20 protein-coding genes are annotated in these 22,643 nt (G+C 54.1%); 2 read left to right on the top strand and 18 right to left on the bottom strand.

What is annotated here, in order from left to right:
- Positions 1-54: 54 nt before the first annotated feature.
- The 5 genes from KHQ09_RS03840 to bioB are packed head-to-tail and all read right to left on the bottom strand — an operon-like array spanning position 55 to position 5,002.
- Positions 55-1,005: a beta-ketoacyl-ACP synthase III gene (locus KHQ09_RS03840; RefSeq protein WP_213596426.1), complete on the bottom strand. Its 951-nt coding sequence runs from the start codon at positions 1,003-1,005 to the stop codon at positions 55-57.
- Entirely contained in the window at positions 1,002-2,276 is a 1,275-nt protein-coding gene (locus KHQ09_RS03835) for an adenosylmethionine--8-amino-7-oxononanoate transaminase (RefSeq protein ID WP_213596424.1), read from the bottom strand. The genes KHQ09_RS03840 and KHQ09_RS03835 overlap by 4 nt, the downstream gene beginning before the upstream one ends.
- Complete coding sequence (gene bioD, locus KHQ09_RS03830) at positions 2,273-2,908, bottom strand: dethiobiotin synthase (RefSeq protein ID WP_213596422.1); 636 nt, start codon at positions 2,906-2,908, stop codon at positions 2,273-2,275. The genes KHQ09_RS03835 and bioD overlap by 4 nt, the downstream gene beginning before the upstream one ends.
- Complete coding sequence (locus KHQ09_RS03825; RefSeq protein WP_213596420.1) at positions 2,901-4,016, bottom strand: 8-amino-7-oxononanoate synthase; 1,116 nt, start codon at positions 4,014-4,016, stop codon at positions 2,901-2,903. The genes bioD and KHQ09_RS03825 overlap by 8 nt, the downstream gene beginning before the upstream one ends.
- Positions 4,010-5,002: a biotin synthase BioB gene (gene bioB, locus KHQ09_RS03820; protein WP_213596418.1), complete on the bottom strand. Its 993-nt coding sequence runs from the start codon at positions 5,000-5,002 to the stop codon at positions 4,010-4,012. The genes KHQ09_RS03825 and bioB overlap by 7 nt, the downstream gene beginning before the upstream one ends.
- Before the next feature lie 282 nt (positions 5,003-5,284).
- Here bioB and KHQ09_RS03815 point away from each other — a divergent pair, with 282 nt between their 5' ends.
- Both KHQ09_RS03815 and KHQ09_RS03810 read left to right on the top strand, forming a co-directional pair.
- Positions 5,285-6,070, top strand: a complete 786-nt coding sequence (locus KHQ09_RS03815; protein ID WP_213596416.1) for a hypothetical protein — start codon at positions 5,285-5,287, stop codon at positions 6,068-6,070.
- A 20-nt stretch (positions 6,071-6,090) separates the two neighbouring features.
- Complete coding sequence (locus KHQ09_RS03810) at positions 6,091-7,746, top strand: alpha/beta hydrolase (RefSeq protein ID WP_213596414.1); 1,656 nt, start codon at positions 6,091-6,093, stop codon at positions 7,744-7,746.
- Positions 7,747-7,789: 43 nt separating this feature from the next.
- On the opposite strand, the gene lpdA is transcribed toward KHQ09_RS03810, so the two are convergent.
- The 13 genes from lpdA to KHQ09_RS03745 form a co-directional block, all read right to left on the bottom strand.
- Positions 7,790-9,187 (bottom strand): dihydrolipoyl dehydrogenase, encoded by a 1,398-nt coding sequence (gene lpdA / locus KHQ09_RS03805; RefSeq protein WP_213596412.1) that lies wholly within the window; start codon positions 9,185-9,187, stop codon positions 7,790-7,792.
- Between the two features lies 1 nt (position 9,188).
- Complete coding sequence (locus KHQ09_RS03800; RefSeq protein WP_213596410.1) at positions 9,189-10,442, bottom strand: dihydrolipoamide acetyltransferase family protein; 1,254 nt, start codon at positions 10,440-10,442, stop codon at positions 9,189-9,191.
- Positions 10,443-11,456: an alpha-ketoacid dehydrogenase subunit beta gene (locus KHQ09_RS03795; RefSeq protein ID WP_213599782.1), complete on the bottom strand. Its 1,014-nt coding sequence runs from the start codon at positions 11,454-11,456 to the stop codon at positions 10,443-10,445.
- A gap of 17 nt (positions 11,457-11,473) precedes the next feature.
- On the bottom strand, positions 11,474-12,703 hold the full coding sequence (locus KHQ09_RS03790; protein ID WP_213596408.1) for a thiamine pyrophosphate-dependent dehydrogenase E1 component subunit alpha: 1,230 nt from the start codon (positions 12,701-12,703) through the stop codon (positions 11,474-11,476).
- Between the two features lie 101 nt (positions 12,704-12,804).
- Positions 12,805-14,190 carry an amidase gene (locus KHQ09_RS03785; RefSeq protein WP_213596406.1) on the bottom strand — a complete coding sequence of 462 codons (1,386 nt, stop codon included), beginning with the start codon at positions 14,188-14,190 and terminating at the stop codon, positions 12,805-12,807.
- Positions 14,191-14,286: 96 nt separating this feature from the next.
- Positions 14,287-15,105, bottom strand: coding sequence for an ATP-binding cassette domain-containing protein (locus KHQ09_RS03780; RefSeq protein WP_213596404.1), 819 nt, complete (start codon positions 15,103-15,105; stop codon positions 14,287-14,289).
- Entirely contained in the window at positions 15,102-16,118 is a 1,017-nt protein-coding gene (locus KHQ09_RS03775) for an ABC transporter ATP-binding protein (RefSeq protein WP_213596402.1), read from the bottom strand. Before KHQ09_RS03775 ends, KHQ09_RS03780 begins: the two co-directional genes overlap by 4 nt.
- The gene (locus tag KHQ09_RS03770; protein ID WP_420801464.1) at positions 16,115-16,975 is read right to left on the bottom strand and encodes an ABC transporter permease; all 861 of its coding nucleotides are present in this window, start codon (positions 16,973-16,975) and stop codon (positions 16,115-16,117) included. Before KHQ09_RS03770 ends, KHQ09_RS03775 begins: the two co-directional genes overlap by 4 nt.
- Before the next feature lie 2 nt (positions 16,976-16,977).
- Positions 16,978-17,931, bottom strand: coding sequence for an ABC transporter permease (locus tag KHQ09_RS03765; protein ID WP_213596399.1), 954 nt, complete (start codon positions 17,929-17,931; stop codon positions 16,978-16,980).
- A gap of 39 nt (positions 17,932-17,970) precedes the next feature.
- Positions 17,971-19,437, bottom strand: a complete 1,467-nt coding sequence (locus tag KHQ09_RS03760; protein ID WP_213599780.1) for an ABC transporter substrate-binding protein — start codon at positions 19,435-19,437, stop codon at positions 17,971-17,973.
- Between the two features lie 148 nt (positions 19,438-19,585).
- A complete protein-coding gene (locus KHQ09_RS03755; RefSeq protein WP_213596397.1) occupies positions 19,586-20,338 on the bottom strand; it encodes a glucose 1-dehydrogenase in 753 nt (250 codons plus the stop codon).
- Positions 20,339-20,371: 33 nt separating this feature from the next.
- Positions 20,372-21,835, bottom strand: a complete 1,464-nt coding sequence (locus KHQ09_RS03750) for an aldehyde dehydrogenase family protein (protein WP_213596395.1) — start codon at positions 21,833-21,835, stop codon at positions 20,372-20,374.
- A gap of 1 nt (position 21,836) precedes the next feature.
- Positions 21,837-22,523: a GntR family transcriptional regulator gene (locus tag KHQ09_RS03745; RefSeq protein WP_213596393.1), complete on the bottom strand. Its 687-nt coding sequence runs from the start codon at positions 22,521-22,523 to the stop codon at positions 21,837-21,839.
- Positions 22,524-22,643 lie beyond the last annotated feature (120 nt).

The following is a 22,643-nucleotide window of genomic DNA, read 5'->3' as shown; positions in this document are numbered from 1 at the left end:
GCGCCATGCCTTGTGAAATAGTGATACGGCAATCAGCCTATAAAATTTACCGAATTATCCCGTGTAATTGAGCAGTGCCGCGCCGCCTGTCAGTCCTGCGCCTGCCGCTGTCAGCAAGATCAGATCGCCTTTACGATAAGCACCCTGCCCCAGAGACAGACTAAGCGGAATGGTCGCCGCTGATGAGTTGCCATAATCAGCGATCGTGCGGGCGGTCACCGCATTGCTCAGTTGCAATTGCTCACCCACAGCATCAAAAATCCGCGCATTGGCCTGATGCGGCACAAAATGACCAATCGCAGCGGGTTCAACATTGGCTTGTTGTAAAACTGTTTTGCCGCATTCGGCCATGGTCTTCACCGCTTGCGCAAACATGGAGCGGCCATCGCGGATAGTCATCAATGTTTCACCTGCCGGAATGCCGATCAGATCATAATGACTGCCATCACTGGTGAGTGTGGAACTGACCAGACTGCAAAGCCCATCTTGGGATGGTACCAGAACAACGGCTCCGGCCGCATCGCCGAACATTACAGCAGATGCCCGTTCCTGCCTGTTGATACGGCGCGAGAGAATATTTGCCGCAACGATCAGCACAGCCTTTCCCTGCATGCGCACCAATGCATCCCCCATCACCAGCGCATAGAGAAAACCGGAACAGGCACCGGCAAGATCGACAGCACCGGCACCTGTGAGCCCTAATTTATGCGCCAGCAAAGGTGCGGAAGGCGGCAAAAGATGATCGGGCGTAGATGTTGCCAGCAGCACCATACCGATTTCAGATTGAACTATACCAGCATTTCTCAGCGCCATGCGTCCGGCCTCTGCTGCAAGATCCGTCAGCATCTCTCCATCTGCAACCCAATAACGGCTACGGATGCCGGTGCGGCGTTCAATCCAACCTGCCTCAAGCCCGAGTTCGGCTTCAATCTCCGCATTGAAAACCTGACGCTTGGGCACGGCATGACCAAAGCTGATAATAGATGACGGATAAAAACCGCTCATAATTTGCCGCTTTGCAGCAAGGCTGCCGCCTCATCAATCAGCAGATAAGAGCGCTGCAATTCCTGCGCTGTGACACAATAAGGTGGCATCAGATACAGCACATTACCAAGCGGCCGCAGCAGCACATCATGAGAGCGGAAAAATGCCTTCAGCCGCAGAGCGACATCCGAGAGATAACCGCTATTTTGCGCTTTAACATCCAGCGCTGTGATAGTTCCGCATTGCCGGACATTCTCAAAACGCGGGTCATTTTTGAAACGTACCAGCTCACGGCTCTGCATCGCCTGCAAATTTTGTACGCGTTGCAAAACCGGTTCATCACGCCAGATTTGCACATTGGCAAGCCCTGCCGCACAGGCAATCGGGTTCGCAGTATAGGAGCTCGAATGATAGAAAGTACGGCTGCGATCCGTTGAGAGATGCGCTTCAAATATTTCCGGTACACACAGCGTCGCCGCCAGCGGCAGCGCTCCGCCGGTAATACCCTTAGAGAGGCACAAAATATCCGGTGTGATACCGGCCTGTTCACTGGCAAATAGAGTGCCAGTGCGTCCCCAGCCGGTCATCACTTCATCGCAGATCAATAAAACCCCATGCGCCTCGGCAATCGCTTTTAACTGCCGCAAAACAAAAGCCGGATAGATTTTCATGCCGCCTGCGCCAAGCACCAGCGGCTCGACAATCAATGCTGCCAAGTTCCCGCCACGGCAGAGCTGTTCAAACACATCCAGTGTTTCCTGTTCGCGCCCCTCAACGGGAAACGGAATTGTGGCCACATCATAAAGCAGTGCATCATAGGCCGCATTGAACACGCCGCGCTCACCGGCAGACATAGTGCCGATTGTGTCCCCGTGATAACTACCGGCCATCACCGCAATTTTGGAGCGTGGCTCGCCGCGATTATGGAAATAGCCCAGCGCCATTTTCAGCGCCACTTCCACGCAAGTTGAGCCACTGTCGGAATAGAACACATGAGACAGACCATGTGGCGCAATTCGGATCAGCTCCCGTGCCAGTTGTTCAGCCGGTTCATGGCTATATTCCGCAAAAATGATCTGGTCATATTGTTCTGTTGCTTGACGAATTGCCTGCATAATCGGCGGCGTTCGGTGACCATGCGTAATCACCCACCAGGACGAGATCAGATCAAGAATTTTGCGCCCGTCTTCATCAATCAGATAGGCACCTTCCGTACGGGTAATCTTTTTCGTAACAGGCTCCAGCAGATGCTGGGTAAACGGATGCCAGACCGGCGATGAATAATGACTCATCGGACACCTCCGGTAAAATCATGCAAATTAAAGTTCTCTGTAAAGGCTTGCCTCAATGTCTGCGGGTTCAGATCATCCACGACCGGCAACCGACCAAGGCGGCGCACTTTTCCTAGTTCACAGATGATCCCTTCGCTGTCCTCATGCGCATGACCGATAAAGGCCACGCCGAGCACCGGAATATTACGGCTGCGCAGTGCTTCCAATGACAGCAAACTATGATTGATCGTGCCGAGCTGCGTGCGTGCGCAGAGAATGAGTGGATGCTGCCAGCGGGTGAAAATATCAAGATAAGTCTGGGATCGTGTCAGCGGCACCATCAAGCCGCCTGCACCTTCCACCACCAGCGGGTGGTCGCAGTACGGAATGGTCAGAGCAGCAGGATCGATTTTCACCCCTTCGGCCTGGGCTGAGAGATGCGGTGAGGCAGGTAATTGCAAGCGCCATTGCTCCGGCAGGACAGGACAATCCGGCGCCAGACGACGCACGGTCTCGCTATCCGTTTCTTCCTCAAGACCGGATTGCACCGGTTTCCAGTAGCTGCCTTGCAGGGCTTGAGTCAGTGCTGCGCTGAAAATGGTTTTGCCGATACTGGTATCAGTACCGCTGACAATAAATACAGGATTATTCATAGGAATTTGCAATCTGTTTCAGCACTTCAGCCATACGGCTGATCTCTGCCTCATCAACATTTAATGTGATAGAAATACGCAGCCGCGCTGTGCCAAGCGGCACGGTCGGTGGTCGAATAGCGCGGATATCAAAGCCATGATTTTGCATAGCTTTGGCCATTGCGACTGCACGTTGATTATCGCCCACGATAAACGGAATGATCTGCGAACCACTTGGCTGCAAATACTGTTCTGCATAACAAATGAGTGCGTGTAATTTCTCACGTCGCTGCGGTTCCGTCTTTAATATTTTCAAGCTACCGCGCACAATCGCTGCCTGCAGAGGCGCTGGCGCAGTTGAGAAAATAAAGCCCTTGGCCCGATTAATCAGCACATCAATCATAGGTTTTTCCGCGCAAAGCAACGCACCGGAAGCACCGAGTGCCTTGCCGCAAGTATGCAGGATCAGAACATTATCTCGCCCTGCAAAATCTGCCGCTAAGCCCCGCCCGCCTGCGCCAAACACGCCGGTCGCATGTGCCTCGTCAATGTAAAGAAAACAGTCATAATGATCTGCCAAAGCACTCAGCTCTGCCAGCGGTGCAAAATCACCATCCATCGAATAGAGGCTTTCCACTGCCAGCCAGATATTGCCGCTTTTCTCTGTCGCACGAAAATGCCGGATCGCCGCTTCAAAGGCCGCAATATCATTATGCGGTACGCTTTTGGTCTTCGCCTTGCCTGCCTGTAACCCTGCATGAATACTGGCATGGATCAGTGCATCATAAAGCACCAGATCGCCAGCTTGGGGCAGCGTTGCAAATACTGCCTGATTGGCATCAAAACCGCTGGCAAAGTACAAAACCTGAGGCGCTTTGAAAAAAGCAGCGGCTTCCGCCTCCAGTGCTTCATGCTCCGGATGATTGCCACGCAACAAACGCGAGCCGCCGGAGCCGACCGGCACGCCACGCTCCAGCGCTTCACAGGCAATATTGCGCAAATAGTTCGAGCCAGCCAGTGCCAGATAATCATTGGATGAGAAATCTGCACCTTGCGCCACGTTGAGACTGCGTAGCCGTCCTTTATTTTCAAGCCGTTGCAATATCGCATTGTAAGCCTGCATCAGCATGTGCAGCTTTCCTCAGCCACAGTCTCAGCCTGTATGCCCAAACGCTTCAGCAAATCCGTATCGCGGTCATCACCGGCATTGGCGGCTGTCAGCAGAACATCACCGATGAAAATCGAATTGGCACCGGCGAAGAAACACATTGCCTGCATTTCATCGCTCATATTGCTGCGCCCTGCGGTAAGCCGCACATGGGATGTCGGCATCATAATCCGTGCCAAGGCGATAATGCGTATGAAAGCGATGGAATCCACCGGCTTGGCATTGGCGAGTTTGGAGCCTTCAATCGGGATCAGCATATTGACCGGTACGCTTTGCGGCACTTCTTCAAGATTGGACAGCGTCACCAGCATATTGACACGATCCTGCTCGCTCTCCCCCATACCGAGAATACCGCCGGAGCAGACTTTGATACCGGCCATACGCACATTATCCAGCGTATCCAGCCGGTCTGCGAAAGTGCGGGTGGTGATAATCTGCGGGTAAAATTCCTCAGATGTATCAATATTATGATTGTAATAATCGAGCCCCGCAGCACCGAGACGCTGCGCCTGCGGCAATGACAACATGCCAAGCGTCATGCAGGTTTCCATGCCCATGGCTTTAACGCCCTCAACCATGGCAACGATCATATCCATGTCGCGCTCTTTCGGGCTGCGCCATGCCGCCCCCATGCAATAACGGGTGGCACCGGCTGCTTTTGCCTGCCGCGCTTCAGCCAGCACACGCTCGACTTCCATCAGTTTGGATGCCTTCAGGCCGGTCGGATTATGCGCAGACTGGTTGCAGTAAAAACAATCCTCAGGACAGCCGCCGGTTTTGATGCTCAGCAATTTGCTCATCTGCAAACGGTTCGGGTCGAAGTTCTGCCGGTGGATGACATGCGCCTGAAACATCAGATCATTAAACGGCAGATCATAGACGCGACGTGCCTCTTCTGCCGTCCAGCGTGTCTGAGGTGCATTCTGATAAGAAACAGGCTGAGACATGAAATATCCTTATAAAATGATGCTTGGCATAAATTATAGATAATTTTACGAGATTCGTAATTTTCACTTCAGTTAAAACGTCAAAATTGATATGTCCATATAAAAAAATCTATAAATTTATATCGCAATAAACCCAATGTTGAATTTTTATCTATAATTTTGACGAAAACCTCCTCTGATGCTTCTCCTATCAAAACTTCGTCAGCCTCATGAATTCAGTGTCTTTTGCTGCAATTTTTGTATTATGCAGACAGTTCAGATCAGAACCGTAAGAGAGATTTCATGGCGCCGGTACATTTCAAACGCCTTTCACTCGCCATTTTGGCGCTGGGCATATCTGTTGCTTTCAGCAGCCCACTACAGGCAACTGTACCCGCCACCGGTACCGATCACCTGAATAAAGCCTTGCAGGAATTTATTGTGCGGCTGGAAGAAACCAAGCGCACCAAACTCCCGCCACGCCTGTCCAACAGTCAGGATGCGCCTGTGCTTGAAGACTTGTGGAATGTGCCGGCGATTATCGGTCAGGCACCCTATCAGGTGAGCGATTTGCCAATATTGATGGATATTATTCAGCAGCAGGCACAGGTGACCAAGGCCTATGTGTCTTTCTCAACTGACCCGCAAAAACCGGCAGATACTGAGAAAAACAGTATCGCTTTTCAGGATGAAATCACCCGCTCTTCTGCCGCTATGGTCAGCTTCATTGCTGCCGCACTCGAAGCCGCAGGCGACTATGCCGAAACACTGAAAACGACAAGCAACGGCAAAGCACAGACGGATACAATCCTTAAATTGCGGCTCGGTTTACAGCAGGTTATCAACGGCTCCGCGCTTATGTTAAGCAATCCTGAACTCAATGCCCATAATCAGGAAAGACTGGCGCAAGCACTGGCAGATAACGCCCCCGCAATTGCCAAAGCTATCTCCTTGCAAGATCGCAAAATGCTGAGCAATATTATCGAGCGCGCCAAACCGGTCTTGCGTGATACTGCACGTCAAGCTGCGGACCGGTTTATTACGGCTATGGCAAATAAAGACTGCACCGCTTTTTGTGCATTGCATTGAAACAAAAGGGAAAATAACTGATGAAACCAGTCTGGCTGGAAAAATTCTGGAGTTCCCTGTCGCTGATCGGGATGTTGCTCGGCACACTTTTCTTCGCAGCCTCGCTTACGCCATCGCTGGTGCCGCGCCCCTTTCTGATACAGGGCGTGCTGTCGGGCGCCTGTTTCGCCATCGGTTACGGGATCGGTGTGTTTCTGTTCTGGCTGTGGAACTATTTGCAATTACCGAAGCCTAAAGGCCGGATTTCCACTATCATCAAAATTACTGCCATGGCCGTGACCATCATCACGGCTATGGTGTTTCTGTGGCATGCGGCAGACGGACAAAATTCCATCCGCAGTCTGATGGGGTTGGAAAAAGTTGAAAGCGCGCATCCGCTGAAAACCGGCCTGATTGCTCTGATCACTTTTGTTATTCTGATCGCGCTCGCCCGTTTATTTCAGCTGATTTATCGCAGCTCCAGCCGCTGGCTCGACCGCTATATCCCGCCACGCCTGTCACGCTTTACCGGTTTTCTGGTTGCCGCCGTGATTTTCAGCATGGCAATCAATGGTGTGCTGTTCCGCTTTGGCCTGCATGTGATGGATTCTTCCTACCGTCAATTTGACGCGCTGATGGAAGCGGAAGTCCCGCAACCGCAAGACCCGCTGAAAAGCGGCAGTGCTGCCTCTCTGGTAAAATGGGATGAGTTAGGGCGCATGGGACGCAGCTATGTGAGCTCCGGTCCTGATGCACAGCAGATCAGCAATTTCACCGGCCGTCCGGCACAAAATCCGCTGCGTGTCTATGTGGGCTTGCGCTCGGCTGAAACTGCTAAAGAACGCGCCAAACTTGCGCTTGCAGAAATGATCCGCGTCGGCGCATTTGACCGCTCTCTGCTGCTGGTGACCATTCCGACCGGCACCGGCTGGGTCGATGAAATGGGCATTGATCCGGTGGAATATCTCCATGACGGCGATATTGCCAGCGTTGCCGTGCAATATTCCTACCTCGCCAGCTGGCTTTCGCTGCTCGTTGAGCCGGGCTATGGCAGCGAAACCGCAACGGCTCTGTTTGACGAGGTTTATGATTACTGGACCAAACTGCCGAAAGACACACGTCCAAAACTTTATCTCTATGGTTTGAGCCTCGGTGCGATGAATTCCCAGCTTTCCTCGGAACTGTTTCAGGTGCTGGGCGATCCTTATCAGGGCGCTTTGTGGAGCGGCCCGCCATTCACCAGCCGTTTGTGGCGCTCCATCACTAATAACCGTAATGAAGGCACACCGGAATGGCTGCCGGAGTTCCGCGACGGTTCCTATGCACGCTTCACCAACCAGAATAATGCGCTGAAACTGCCAAACAGCCATTGGGGGCCTATGCGGATTGTCTATCTGCAATATGCCAGTGATCCGATTGTGTTCTTTGATCCGAAAGACTTCTACCGCGAGCCGGACTGGATGAAAGCACCGCGTGGCCCTGATGTGTCCCCGCAGCTGAAATGGTATCCGGTAGTCAGCATGTTACAGCTGGCTATTGACCTGATGCTGGCTACCACCACGCCGATCGGCCACGGCCATGTCTATGCACCCCAACATTATATCGACGCATGGGTAGAGGTGACCAATGTCAACTGGTCACAGACAGATATTGACCGGCTGAAAGAACATTTCATTGCCAAGCTGCCGAAACAATAATTACGATATGGCGGGTTCTGCCACGGCAAAGCCCGCCATAATCTTAACTATGCAGATTGCGGCCAAGCGCCGTAAAAGCGGCCTCCTGAAAAGCCTCGCCGCGTGTCGGATGCGCATGAATGGTTTGCGCCACATCCTCCAGCACAGTGCCCATTTCCAATGCCAGAGCGAAACCATTGACCAGCTCAGATACGTCATGGCCGACGGCCTGAATACCCAGCACCAGATGATTATCGGCCCGCGCAACAACACGGACAAAACCCGTCTCATCCTGCTGGGTCATGGCACGGCCATTGGCCATAAACGGAAAACTTCCGGTGACAATTTCATAGCCCTGTAATTTCGCCTGATCCGGTAACAATCCAACGCTTACCACCTCAGGATCAGTGAAACAAACAGACGGTATCACAGGCTCATCCAGCGCTGCTTTATGTCCGGCCAGATGTTCCGCCAGCATGGCCCCCTGTGCCATTGCCCGATGCGCCAGCATCGGCTCACCGGTCACATCGCCGATTGCCCAGACATTGAGCATCGAGGTCGCGCAATATTTGTCAATGCGGATGAAGGCACCATTCATCGCCAGATCAAGACTTTCCAGCCCGAAACCGCTGATATTTGATCGCCGTCCGACTGCCACCAGAAATTTGTCAGCTTCCACAACAACCGGCGCGCTGTTTCCATGCTGGTGCACCAGCAAAGAGCCGCCGTCTGCGCTTAATCCCCGTGCTTCACTGCGCGTCATCACAGTAACGCCCAACGTCGTCAGCCGCTTGCGCACCGGCGTAGTCAGATCTGCATCCCAGAGCGGCAAAATGCGGTCAGCCGCTTCGATAATCGTCACCTGCGAGCTGAGTTTGGCAAAAGCTGTACTCAGTTCCATACCGATATAACCAGCACCGATCACAGCTAAACGTTTCGGCACCTGCTCCAGCGCCAGAGCATCTGTTGAGGAAATAACATTGCCACCGAAAGGCAAAGCACCGATCTGCATCGGCAGAGATCCGGTTGCCAGAACCAGATGCTTGGTGCGGATACGGGTTGTACCGGCCTTGCCATGGACCACGACCGTTTTGCCGTCAATGATCTCTGCAGTGCCCTTTAGCACAGTCACCTTGTGCTTTTTCAACAGGCCTTCAACACCACCGGTCAACCGCCGCACAATGGCACCTTGCCAGCTGAGCGTTTTGCCCCAATCCAGCGACACATCTCCCACACGCAAGCCCAGCGCAGAACCGGATTGCTGAGCAAGTGCATGATGATAGGCATCAGCCGCATGGATCAGTGCTTTGGAAGGGATACAGCCGATATTCAGACACGTGCCGCCCAGCTGTTCTTTCTCAACCAGTATCACCGGCAGTCCTAATTGTCCGGCACGGATGGCAGCGACATAACCGGCAGGTCCGCCACCAATAATCAGCACATGTGTTGCAATATCTTCCATCTCACACCTCAATGAAAAGTGTTGCGGGAACTTCAAGCAATTGCCTGATGCGGCGGATAAAAGCGGCGGCCTCATAACCATCGACCATCCGGTGATCGAAAGAGGATGACAGGTTCATCATTTTGCGCGGCACAAACTGGTTCTCCTGCCATTGAGGGCGTATCGTGATGCGGTTCACACCGATAATCGCCACTTCCGGCTGGTTGATCACCGGCGTCGTCACCAGCCCGCCGAGATCACCGAGGCTGGTGACGGTAATAGTGGAGCCGGAGAGTTCTTCGCGTTTTGCCACGCCTTCGCGCGCGGCAGCAGCAAGCCGTGTGATTTCCGCAGCCATTGCCCAGAGATCCATCGCTTCTGCATGATGCAGCACCGGCACCATTAAACCGGATGGTGTTTGTGTTGCCATACCGATATGGGCGGCCTGATGACGGGTCAGTACCTGCGCTTCCTCATCATAGAGCGCATTCATCTGCGGAAAATCCCGCAATGCCACAACCAGCGCACGGAGAATGAACGGCAATACCGTCAGTTTTCCGCGCCGCTCCGCATGGCTTGCATTGAGCGTACTGCGAAGAATTTCCAGATCGGTTACATCCACCTCTTCCACATAGGAAAAATGTGCCACCTCACGGGAGGATTTGGCCATGCGCTCGGCTATTTTACGGCGTAGTCCGGTGATTTTGATCTGCTCTGTACCGTCGCGACGTTGATAGGCCGAACTTTGAGCACTGCCGCCGCTGGCCGTAAAATGATCAAGATCATCGCGGGTAATGCGCCCTGCAGGGCCACTGCCCTTTACATGAGAGAGATCAATCCCCAGTTCCCGTGCCAATGCTCTGACAGCAGGGGATGCAAGCGGTTTGTCATGTGGGATGGTTGACGGAACGGACTGCACCTGCTGAACCGGCGTCAAAACCGGCATTTCCGGCACTGTTTGTGCGGGAACCTGTCTTTCAGGCACGGCGGATGTCTGCACGGCCTGATGTGGCAATACATCATCGGCACCCGTGCCTTCAACCTCAATCTCAACCAGCATTGCACCAACAGCCATTACAGTTCCGGCCTCCGCACCGATCTGCAGGACTGTACCAGCCACAGGCGACGGCACCTCTACCGTTGCCTTATCGGTCATTACCGCAGCCAGCAACTGATCCTCTGCAATGACATCACCGGCTTTGACATGCCATTCGACGATTTCAGCCTCGGCAACACCTTCGCCGATATCCGGCATTTTAATGATCTTTTTCACCATTTATGCCTCCATCACTTGCATGAGTGCCCGACCGACCCGTTCCGGCCCCGGAAAATAATCCCATTCATGGGCATGAGGATAAGGCGTGTCCCAGCCGGTCACGCGCAGGATCGGCGCTTCCAACTGATAGAAACAACGCTCCTGTACTTCCGCCGCCAGTTGCGTACCGAAACCGGACAATCGCGTGGCTTCATGAACGATCACGCAGCGTCCGGTCTTGGCGACAGAAGCCGTAATCGTCTCAATATCCAGCGGCACCAGCGAGCGCAGATCAACCACCTCAGCATCAATACCGGTCTCGGTGACAGCCGCTTCCGCCACATGCACCATAGTGCCATAGGCCAGCACTGTGACTGCGGAACCTTTGCGCCGGATGGCCGCCTTGCCGATCGGCACCGAGTAATAGCCCTCCGGTGTTTCACTCAAAACATGTTTTGACCAAGGTACGACCGGTTGGTCGTAATGTCCGTTGAACGGCCCGTTATAAAGCCGTTTCGGTTCCAGAAAGATCACCGGATCATCATTCTCGATGGCCGAGATCAGCAGGCCTTTGGCGTCATAAGGATTGGACGGAATAATGGTCTGCAACCCCGCCACATGGGTAAACAATGCCTCGGGGCTCTGGCTATGGGTCTGCGCACCAAAAATACCGCCGCCGCATGGCATACGGATCACCATCGGCGCGGTATAATCACCGGCAGAGCGAAAGCGCAGACGTGCGGCCTCCGAGACGATCTGGTCATAGGCCGGATAGACATAATCGGCGAACTGGATTTCCGCCACAGGACGCAGGCCATAGGCGCCCATGCCGACCGCCACACCGACAATACCGGTTTCGGAAATCGGTGTATCGAAGCAGCGCGCCTCACCATATTTGCGCTGCAACCCTTCCGTGCAGCGGAATACGCCGCCGAAAAAGCCGACATCCTGACCGAACACGACCACCTTGTCGTCACGCTCCATCATCACATCCATCGCTTCGCGGATGGCCTCAATCATTGTGCGTCTTGGCAATACAGGTTTTGACATCATCAATACCCCATCTGCTGGCGCTGCTCGCGCAAATGCTGCGGCATGTCCTTATAGACATCCTCGAACATGGTTGCGGGACTGACTTTCGGCCCTTCATGCAAAGTGCCGTATTTCAAAGCCTCGCGGGCGGCATCATTAACCTCTGCATCAATACCGGCCAGCAGCTGCACATTGCGCTCCTCGCTCCATTCACCTTTGCGGATCAGATGTTGTTTGAGCCGCTCTACCGGATCGCCCAGCGGCCAGTTCAGCTCCTCCTCTTTCGGCCGGTATTTGCTCGGATCATCGGAGGTGGAATGCGGCGCCACACGATAGGTCACCCATTCAATCAGTGTCGGCCCCAGATTGCGCCGTGCCCGCTCTGCCGCCCAGCTTGCTGCCGCATAGACCGCCAGATAATCATTGCCATCCACCCGCAAAGACGGAATAGCAAAACCATGAGCGCGGGAGGCAAAGCTGATATTCTCGCCACCTGCCACCGATTGCGGCGATGAAATCGCCCATTGATTATTGACGATGTTGAGGACCACCGGCGGACGGTAGACCGAGGCAAAAACCAGCGCCGCGTGAAAGTCACTCTCGGCAGTGGAACCGTCACCGATCCATCCGGCAGCGATTTTTGTATCACTGCGCATAGCGGAAGCCATGGCCCAGCCGACGGCCTGCACAAATTGCGTGCCGAGATTACCGGAGATCGAGAAAAATCCGGCCTCCGGTGCCGAATACATGACCGGCAATTGCCGCCCTTTGAGATGGTCTTTTTCGTTGGAGAGCACCTGACAAATCATATCGGTCAGCGGGAAACCTTGTGCTATCAACAGTCCCTGCTGGCGATAGGTGGGGAAATTCATATCCCCTTTTTGCATCACCATCTGAAAAGCGCAGGCAATCGCTTCTTCACCGGTACATTGCATATAGAAAGAGGTTTGACCCTGCCGCTGCATGCGCATCATGCGCCGGTCATAGGCACGGGTTTTGAGCATGGAGCGCAGACCGTGGCGCAATTGCTCTGCCGTCAGATCCGGCACCCACTCGCCTTTAGCCTCGCCGTCATCATCCAGCACCCGTACCAGATTATAGGCCAGATCATGCATAGCATAAGGATCGGAATCAACCGGCGGGCGGCGCATTTCGCCCGCTCCGGCAAAACGTAAATGCGGATTAGGCGGCGGGACACTTTCTCCCCGCATCGTGCGGGGCATATGTAATGAGAGTGGCGGATATGACATGACTGCACTTCTCCATTGGCTGGAACTGATACTGCATGCTGTTTCTGCCGCTCCCCCCGAATGGCAGAATGTATTCCGTTTGTCCCCTTAACCTCTGCTGTCTATATTTTCGGCCACGGCCTTTGCTGTGGGCGAAGTTGTTCATAGGCATGGGCAAGTTGCAACACGCCCAGATCATCAAAACGCTGACCAATAATCTGCAAACCGATCGGTAACCCTTTTTCCGTGTAACCGCAATTCACAGACACAGCAGGTTGTTCCGACATATTCATGGCAACGGTGAAAGCAATATGCTCGAACGGGCGCTGCGGATCATTCAGCGGTGAAGCCCATTCTGCCGGATAAGTCGGCATCGGCGCTGTCGGCGAAATAATAAAATCATAAGAGCTGATTGCCGCCAGCGCCGCATTGCGCATGGCCTCGATCTGCGCAAAGCCCTGATAGACCTGCGCACCGTTCAAATCCTTGCCGCCTTCTGCCCACTGATAAATATAAGGCAGGATTTTTGCCTGATTATCCGGCGTCATTTTGGAAATATCGCCCCATGAGCGCACACGCCAGAAATGATCCAGCCCGTCAATCATCTCACGGGTGAGATAGCTAGGCACTTCCTCAACAATCGCACCGGCATTGGCAAAGGCTTGTGCTGCGGCTTCTACCGCCGCTTTGACCTCAGGCTCCACAGCGGAGCCAAAACCGGCATCCAGCCACAGGCCGATACGCAGATTCTTGACATCGCGCTTCAAATTCATCCAGTCAATACGGCTGTAAGGCAGGCTCATCGGATCGCGGCGATCCGGCTTGGACAGAACCGACATATAGAGCGCAGCATCTGCAACTGTCCGTGTCATCGGCCCTGCAACACGACCGATGAAAGGCGGATCAATCGGAATACGTCCGAAAGACGGTTTAAGCCCCACCACCCCACACCAACCGGCAGGCAGGCGGATGGAACCGCCAATATCTGTACCAATATGCAAAGGACCGTAACCGGCAGCAGCTGCCGTTCCCGCCCCTGCACTGGAACCGCCGGGATTGGTGGCCAGATCCCACGGATTGCGCGCCAGCTCATGGAAACTCGACAGGCCGGACGACAACATGCCGAGATCAGGCATCGTCGTTTTACCCAGAATAATACCACCGCTCTCGCGGGATCGGGCAGCAGGCGGTGCATCTTTTGCCGCCGGGTTCAATGCTATTGCTGCGCAACCGAGCGGTACCGGCAAACCTTTGGTGGCAATATTTTCTTTGATAGTCAGCGGCACGCCGTCAATCGGCCCGCGCTCTTCTTTCCGCCTCCAGCGACCTTCCGACAGGGTTGCTGCGGCCAGTGCCGCTTCCGGCTCAAAAGCCCACATCGCATGAAGCTGCGGCTCGCAACGCTCAATCCGGTCGATCACGGATTCTGCCACTTCCACCGGCGACAGAGTACCCGCCTTATAACCGGCAACCATTTCGACAGCGCTTAAATCAGCAAGCTCGGACATATCTGCTCCCATTTCCCTGTCTGACGCGAACCTCTTGGCGGGTTTTGATCTTCAGACAGACATTCAGTTTTTCATTACAAAGCTTTCATCCGCATTTTACGCCCGTATTTTTTTACGTCGGCCGGAAAACGGTTTTGGCACGGCATTAACCAGTGCTTGTGTGTATGGATGCTGCGGATTGTCAAAGACCTCATTGGTCGGCCCTTCTTCAACAATTCTGCCCAGATGGATCACCGCCACACGGTCTGTAATCACCCGCATCACACCAAGGTCGTGGCTGATGAACAGATAGGACAGGCCGAATTGCTCCTGCAAATCCATCATCAGATTGAGCACCTGCGCCTGAATGGAAACATCCAGTGCCGAAACCGGCTCATCGGCAACAATCAGTTTCGGGCGCGTAATCAATGCGCGGGCAATCGCGATACGCTGGCGCTGACCGCCGGAAAATTCATGCGGATATTTATCCGCAGCTGATGCGGACAAGCCTACCGCCTCAAGCACCTGACGGATACGCTCTTCACGGTTTTCAGCTGTTGCGGCACTTTCCAGTGACACAACCGGCTCCGCCAGAATGCGGCGCACAGAATGACGCGGATCGAGCGAACCGTAAGGATCCTGAAAAATAGCCTGAAACTCTTTGCGCGCGGCTTTCAGCTCCGCTCGCCCCAGACTGTAAATATCCTTGCCATTGATGGTCACACTACCGGATTGCGGCTTTTCCAGTCCCATGACTGAACGTGCCAGTGTAGACTTACCGGAACCGGATTCGCCGACAATGCCAAGGCTTTCGCCCTGCCTCAGGCTGAGGCTGACACCATGCAGCACCCGCAAATTTTGCGGCTTGGAAAGCAAGGACTGTTTTGGCAGCGTATAATCACGCACCAGATCACGCACTTCCAGAAGAGCAGTCATGCCATCACCTCATCTGTCAACGGATGAAAACAAGCGACCCGATGCGTCACATCCAGAAAACCCGTATTACCTAACGGCGGGACTGTTGCACGGCAATCCGCCTGCACAAAACGGCAACGGTCAGCAAAGCCACATTGTGGCAAACGACTGAACGGATCGGGCACCACACCGGCAATCGTGGTCAGACGCTGGCGTTTATCCGTGTTTTCCGGCTTCGGACGTATTGTCAGACTATGCGGCGAGGCTGCAAAAAGCCCGCGCGCATAAGGATGCGCCATATGGCGAAAAACATCCTGCGTATCGCCGGTTTCGACCACGCGCCCTGCATACATCACCGCAATACGATCTGTCATTTCCGAGACTACGCCGAGATCATGGGTAATCAACAACAGTGCCGTGCCGCTCTCGTCAATAAGCTCATCCAGCAGATCAAGAATTTGCGCCTGAACGGTGACATCCAGTGCCGTGGTCGGCTCATCCGCAATCAGCAATTCCGGCTCGCAGGCCAGTGCCATCGCAATCATCACACGCTGGCGCTGGCCACCGGATAATTGATGCGGATAAAGTTCCAGATCAAAACGCGGGGCAGCAAGGCCAACACGATCCAGCAAACGACGCGCGGTCTTATCGGCATCGGCACGGTTCTCTCTCAGATGCAGGCGGCGGCCTTCACTGATCTGCGCACCGATGGTTTTAATCGGGTTCAGCGCCGTCATCGGCTCCTGAAAAATCATCGCCATTTGCCGCCCGCGCATCGTGCAATGAGCAGCCTCTGAGATTGTTGTCAGATCCTGTCCGTCGAAGCGCAGGGTTCCGCTCAAAGCCATACGATGCGGCAGCAACCCCATGACCGCCAATGCGGTGATGGATTTACCCGAGCCGGATTCCCCGACAATGCCCAGACGCTCACCACGATTTAGTGTCAGTGTGATGCCGGACAGAATTTCGGCCTGCCTGCCTCCGGCTTGCAAATGCACGCCCAGATCACGGATTTCGAGAAGCGGTATGGTCATCTCTCTCTCCTGACACGCGGGTCGAGTATATCACGCAAACCATCACCCAGCATATTCAACCCGAGAACCGCAAAGGTAATGGCCAGCCCCGGAAAAATCGCCAGATGCGGCGCGTCATAAATATAGGTCTGCGCATCATTGAGCATCTTACCCCAGCTTGGCATAGGAGGCTGCGTACCAAGACCGACATAGGACAGGCCAGCTTCCGCCACGATAGCCAAGGCAAACTGAATAGTCGCCTGCACGATCAGCACATGGCCGATATTCGGCAGAATGTGATCCAGCGTAATCGCCACATCGCTGCGCCCTGCACAGCGGGCTGCCAGCACATAATCGCGCTTCCACAGCCCCATCGACGCACCACGGGTAATACGGGCGAAAACCGGAATATTGAAAATACCAATAGCGATCATCGCATTAACCGCACCGGGACCGAATACGGCAGTGATAATCACGGCTGTCAGCAGTGCCGGAAAAGCGAAAGCCAGATCAGTCATGCGCATGACAAAACCGTCGATCATGCCACCGCGTGCCGCCGCATAGGCGCCGAGCGGCACACCAAGCCCCATACCAACCGCAACAGCAATCAACGCCACCGACAAAGAGTTACGCGCACCGACCATAATCATCGACAACACATCACGACCAAGTGCATCGGTGCCCAGCCAATGCTGCATCGACGGCCCCTGCAATTTGCGCAGAATATTCATGCCTGTGGGGCTGTAAGGTGTCCAGACCAGTGACAGCACGGCCAGTCCGATCAGAAATCCGGTAATAATTGTCCCGATCAGCAGGCTGCGGCTCAGTCCGAAAGACAGCAAGACCATACGGCTGCAGCGGGAGAAATTTTCTGCCATGCTCATGCCCGCACTCCTGCAGACAGGCGCGGATCGAGAAAGCCATAGGCCATATCAACCAGAAAGTTCACTGCAATCACACTGGCTGCCAGTAAGGTCACCAGCGACTGCACCGTGACCAGATCGCGCTGCGCAATTGACTGGAAAATCAAACGGCCAAGACCCGGCAGATTGAACACGTTTTCAATAATGATTGTACCGGCCAGCAGGAATGAGAATTGCAGACCCAAAATCGTCACCACGGGGATCAGGGCATTGGGCGTCGCATGTTTCCACAAGGCTGCATTGCGGCTCAAACCTTTGGCGCGGGCTGTGCGTACAAAATCCTCACTCAAGGTTTCCAACACCGCAGAGCGGGTAACGCGCGCCAGAATGGCAGCCAGCGGCAAGGCCAGCGCCACAGCCGGCAGGATCAGCGAGCGGGTGCCTGTCCACAGACCATTTTCCCAACCGGCAAAACCGGAAGCCGGAAACCAGCCAAGTGTGAGAGCAAAAAACAGGATCAGCAGCAAACCGAGCCAGAAATTCGGGATCGCCACACCAATCTGTGCAACGCCCATCCCCACCACATCGGTCGCACTGCCACGCTTTGAAGCGGCGATCACACCAAGAGGAATAGCAATCACCACGGAGAGGATCATCGCCAGCACCGCCAGCGGCAAAGTCACCTGCAAGCGTGGCCCGATCAGCTCACTGATCGGCACGGAATAGGTATAGCTGGTGCCGAAATCACCAACCGGAAAGCCGGTAATCCAATTTAAATAACGCACAATTAGCGGAGCATCGAGACCGAGTTGTTTTTGCAAAGCCGCCAAAGTGTCAGGCTGCGCATTAATACCAAGCATAATCGCTGCCGGATCACCCGGAAGCACCTGCATCAGCAGGAAAACAATAACAGAGGCCGCCAGCGTCGTCAGGATCAGAGAGATCAGACGCCCTGTAAAATAACGCAGCAAATGCGGCCTCCTTCAATATTCATTTCAGCATCAACAGGATCAGTCTGCCCAGTACACACTGGTCAGGTCATTGGCCGGAATGGTCTGATTTTTCCACATGCCTTTGAGCTTTTTGTCCCAGACGCCGATTTTCGGCAGGGCATAGAGAAACACATTCGGCTCGTCTTCAGCGAGTTTGCGCTGCAACTGACCAAGCAATTCAAGTTGCTGCTTGTCGTCTGTTGCTTCAGAAAACTGCTTGTAGATCGCCTTATATTCAGGGCTGTTATAGTTGAAGTAATATTTATCCCGCGCATAGATATCGAGGTCGCGGGTTTCCACATGCGCGATAATCGTCGCGTCAAAATCGCTGCGGGCAAAGACCTGATCCAGCCATTGCGCGAACTCAACCGGCACAAGTTTCACCTCGATGCCAACTTCTGCCAGCATTGCCGCAATCACCTCGCCACCACGGCGTGCATAGGCAGGCGGCGGCAACATGATAGTGATGGAAGTACCCGCAGGAACACCGACTTCAGCCAGCAATGCTTTGGCCTTCGCCACATCATAAGGATAGGTATCGCTCAGATCGACATAGCCCGGTTCAGCCGGTGTATAATGAGCACCAATGGTCTTGGCGAGGCCGGTCGTGATCGCTTCCTGCACCACATTCCGGTCGATGGCATGGGCAAGCGCACGGCGCACCCGCACATCGTCAAAAGGCTTGCGCGCATTATTCAGTGACATAATCACCTTGCCAGCTGTCGAGCCGATTTCCACAGCAAGACGTTCATCGCTTTGCAGGCGGCTGATGAGCTCCGGCGCCGGAAATTCAGGGAAAGCATCGACATCACCGGCCATAACCGCAGCGGCAGCCGCTGACGGATCGCTGATGAAGCGGAAAGTGATCGCAGAGAGCTTAGCAGGCTCGCCCCAGTAATCAGGATTGCGCTCGAACTCGATCCGGTCGCCCTGCAGCCAACGCTTGAATTTGAACGGCCCTGTGCCAACCGGATTGGTTTTGTTGGTGGCAATCGTATCCGGTGCCATCATTACCGCATCACCCCAGCCCATCCCGAACAGGAAGGTGGAGGACGGACGTTTCAGCGTCACAACAGCACTTGCCGGATCAGGACATTCTGTCTTTTCAATCGGCGCAAACAGTGCCTTTTGCGCATTGGTGGAATCCGGCGCTATGGCGCGGTCATAGGTGAATTTCACAACGGAACAATCGAAGGGCGTACCATTATGAAATTTCACGCCCTGACGCAGCTTGAATGTGTAGGTCAGATTATCCGGTGAAATCGTCCAACTTTCCGCGAGGTTCGGCTTAACAGCGCCCTCTTCATCAATACGCACCAGACCTTCATAGAGATTATTATAGGTCAGTCGGCGAATGGAAGCCGCAGCATTTGCTGTCGGGTCCATACCCGGAGGTTCCAGCACCTCGCCGATTGCCAATGTGTCTTTTGCCAGCCCTGAACCGCTCGTCGCTACAACAGCAATCCCCGTCATTGCTGCCAGCATGAACTGTCCGGTCAAATATTTATATCGCATTGCCTGTCCCCTTATTTATATCATCCTGATGTTGCTCAGGAATTACCGGAATAGAGCTGGCCGACTTTAATACGAACCACTGATCGTTCAAAGGTTTATCACATCCGAAGCCGCAGTTTTAAATTGAACGGCCGCCATCCACATCCAATGCAACGCCGGTGATCATACTCGCTGCCGGTGAGCACAAAAACGCAGCGCTTTCTGCCAGATCTTCCGGTTTCAGCAAACGGCCAAGCGGAATGGAAGCGCGGAATTTCTGACGGATTTCTTCCGTATCCTCGCCCATAAATGTCGTGAGCAGCGGTGTTTCACCGGCCACAGGATTGAGTGCATTGACGCGGATATTCTCCGGTGCCAGTTCAATCGCCAGCGCCTTGGTGGCGGAAACAACCCAGCCCTTAGTGGCATTATACCATGTGAGGTTCGGGCGCGGACGGGCAGCGCCGGTAGATGCAATATTGAGAATAACGCCACCGCCATTATCTTTAAAATGCGGGATCAGAGCACGGCTCATCAGATAAATGCCGCGAATATTCACGCCAACAATACGGTCAAATTCATCCGGCTGCACATTTTCCGCCGGTTGTGGTTTATGGCCGATACCGGCATTGTTGATGAGAATATCAATCCGACCGAACTGCATCTGTGCCTGACGCACCGCTTCCGCCACACCATTTTCCGATGCAATATCCGCTTCAACCGCCAGCCCCTTGCCGCCAAGTTCTCCTGCCACGCGCTTTGCACCCGCAGCATCGCGATCAACGACGACCACATTTGCACCTTCGCGGGCAAATTTACGCGCCATAGCCTCACCAAACCCCGAACCTGCGCCGGTGATGATTGCAGTTTTATTCTCAAGCGAACCAGTCATTATGCGGTATTCTCCCATGCGATTTTCTGCAGATCAGCCGTGATAGACCGAAATGGTTTTCAGCGAGGCAAAGCCGTAAAGCGCCTCAAACCCTTTCTCGCGACCATGGCCGGAGCGTTTCACCCCGCCAAAAGGCAGCTCAATGCCGCCGCCTGCTCCGTAATTATTGATAAACACCTGTCCGGCATGCACCGCATGCGCCATGCGCAATTGCCGTGCACCGTCTTTTGTCCACACACCGCAAACCAGCCCGTAAGGCGTGCTATTGGCCAGAGCCACGGCTTCCTCTTCCGTATCAAACGGCATAATCACCTGCACGGGGCCGAAAATTTCCTCCTGTGCCAAACGGTGTTGCGGTGGCACATCACGCAGCAAAGTCGGGCGCACATAAGCACCGTTTTTCGGTGCATCAGGCACAATTTCACCCTGCGCCGCAACCTGCAAACCATCCTGTTTTGCCAGTTGCAAATAGTCTTCAATAATCGCTTTCTGACGTGCTGAGACAACAGGCCCGAGCGACAGATCAGCTTCCGCTGCACCGACCTTGAGCGCATGGTAGCGCTCACTCATAGCGGCAATCACCTGTTCATAGACTTCACGCTGCACGAGAATGCGCGAAGAAGCAGAACAGGTCTGCCCCGCATTCTGAATGCCTGCATTGACCAGAAACGGCAATGCACGCTCAATATCCGCATCAGCAAACACGATTTGCGGAGATTTACCGCCGAGTTCCAAAGTCACCGGCACAGCATTTTTAGCCGCTGCCGCCTGCACTGCCTCACCCGTGCGCAAGGAACCGGTGAAAGAAATATGATTGACCTGCGGATGCGAAGACAAAGCCGCTCCGGCCTCGCCCCCCAGTCCTGTCACCACATTCAGCGCACCGGTCGGCAATCCGGCCTCGTGGGCAATCCGCGCAAATTCGAGAATAGTCAGGCAGGCTTCTTCCGCGGGTTTGACCACCGCAGCATTGCCCATAGCCAGAGCCGCACCAAGGCTGCGGCCAAGGATCTGCATCGGATAGTTCCACGGGATAATATGCCCCGTCACACCATGCGGCTCATAGACAGACAGAACGGTGAAACCATTCTGATAAGGCAGTGTATCACCATGCACCTTGTCAGCAGAGGCACCGTAAAATTCCAGATAACGCGCCAGCGCTACCACATCAGCGCGCGCCTGCGTTAAAGGCTTGCCGACATCACGTGCTTCCAGCACAGTCAGAAGATCAATCTCACGCAATACCGCTTCTGAGATTTTATGCAGAATACGGCCGCGTTCGGTTGCGGTCATTTTTCCCCAGAGACCGGATAAGGCTGCACGCGCAGCATCAACGGCGAGATCAATATCAGCCGCAGTGCCACGGGCGATCAGCGCCAGATCACTACCGTCTGACGGATTTTTCAGTGTCAGCACCTCACCCTGCACGGCATCCTGCCACACACCATTAATGAAATTGCCGTAGCGCCGCTGTCCGTTCTCTATCCCGTGTGCCATGTCATTCTCTCCCGCAGGATGTTTCCTGCTGATTATTTTGCATCATCTGAAGGCTGTTGATGGTCTTGCGGATATGCTGCCGCGCCAATTCCTCAGCCCCTGTACCGTCTTTGCGCGCAATCGCCCCAACGATCAGAGCATGTTCCTCAATGGCATTTTTCGCCCGCTCTGCTGTGAGTGCAAAAACCGGCGCAAAGACCTGCGATGTCATGCGCAAGAGAGGTACAAAATTCTCAAGAGAAGCATTGCCGCCTGCTGCCATTACCGCCAGATGAAAATCCACATTGGATTGCGTATAGGCTTTGGAATCCCAAGGCTCGATTATCGAGCGCTGATGCATAATGAGTTTCTCAAGACCGGCAATCGCACCTGCATCGGCGCGCTCGGCAGCAAAACGAGCAGCAACACCGTCAATCACTTCACGCACGGCATAGGCATCGAGCAAATGCGGCAGGTCAACATTTGCCACACGCACACCGCGACCAGGGAGATGAACGATCAGACCATCGCGCTCGAGCACGCGCAATGCTTCACGCAGCGGCGTGCGGCTGATACCAAATTCAGCAGCAATATGCTCCTGTCGCAAAATCGTGCCCGGCGCATATTGACCCGCATAGATGCTCTCACGAAGTGCTTGCGCAACTTCGTCCAGCAGCCTCGTTTGGCTGCTCCATTTATAGCTGGACAAGCCTGTGTTCCCTTATATTTTTCACTATGATTATCCAGGATACAAAATTGATCAAGCCAAAAAATCTTCTCAGCCGATATTTGTTTTCACAGACTTCTCACGCCTGAACTGAATGCGTGC

Source organism: Pseudochrobactrum algeriensis (genome assembly GCF_018436245.1).
Classification (GTDB): domain Bacteria; phylum Pseudomonadota; class Alphaproteobacteria; order Rhizobiales; family Rhizobiaceae; genus Pseudochrobactrum; species Pseudochrobactrum saccharolyticum.
Note: the sequence above shows the minus strand (reverse complement) of the source record. Positions and strands in the feature narration are given on the sequence as shown.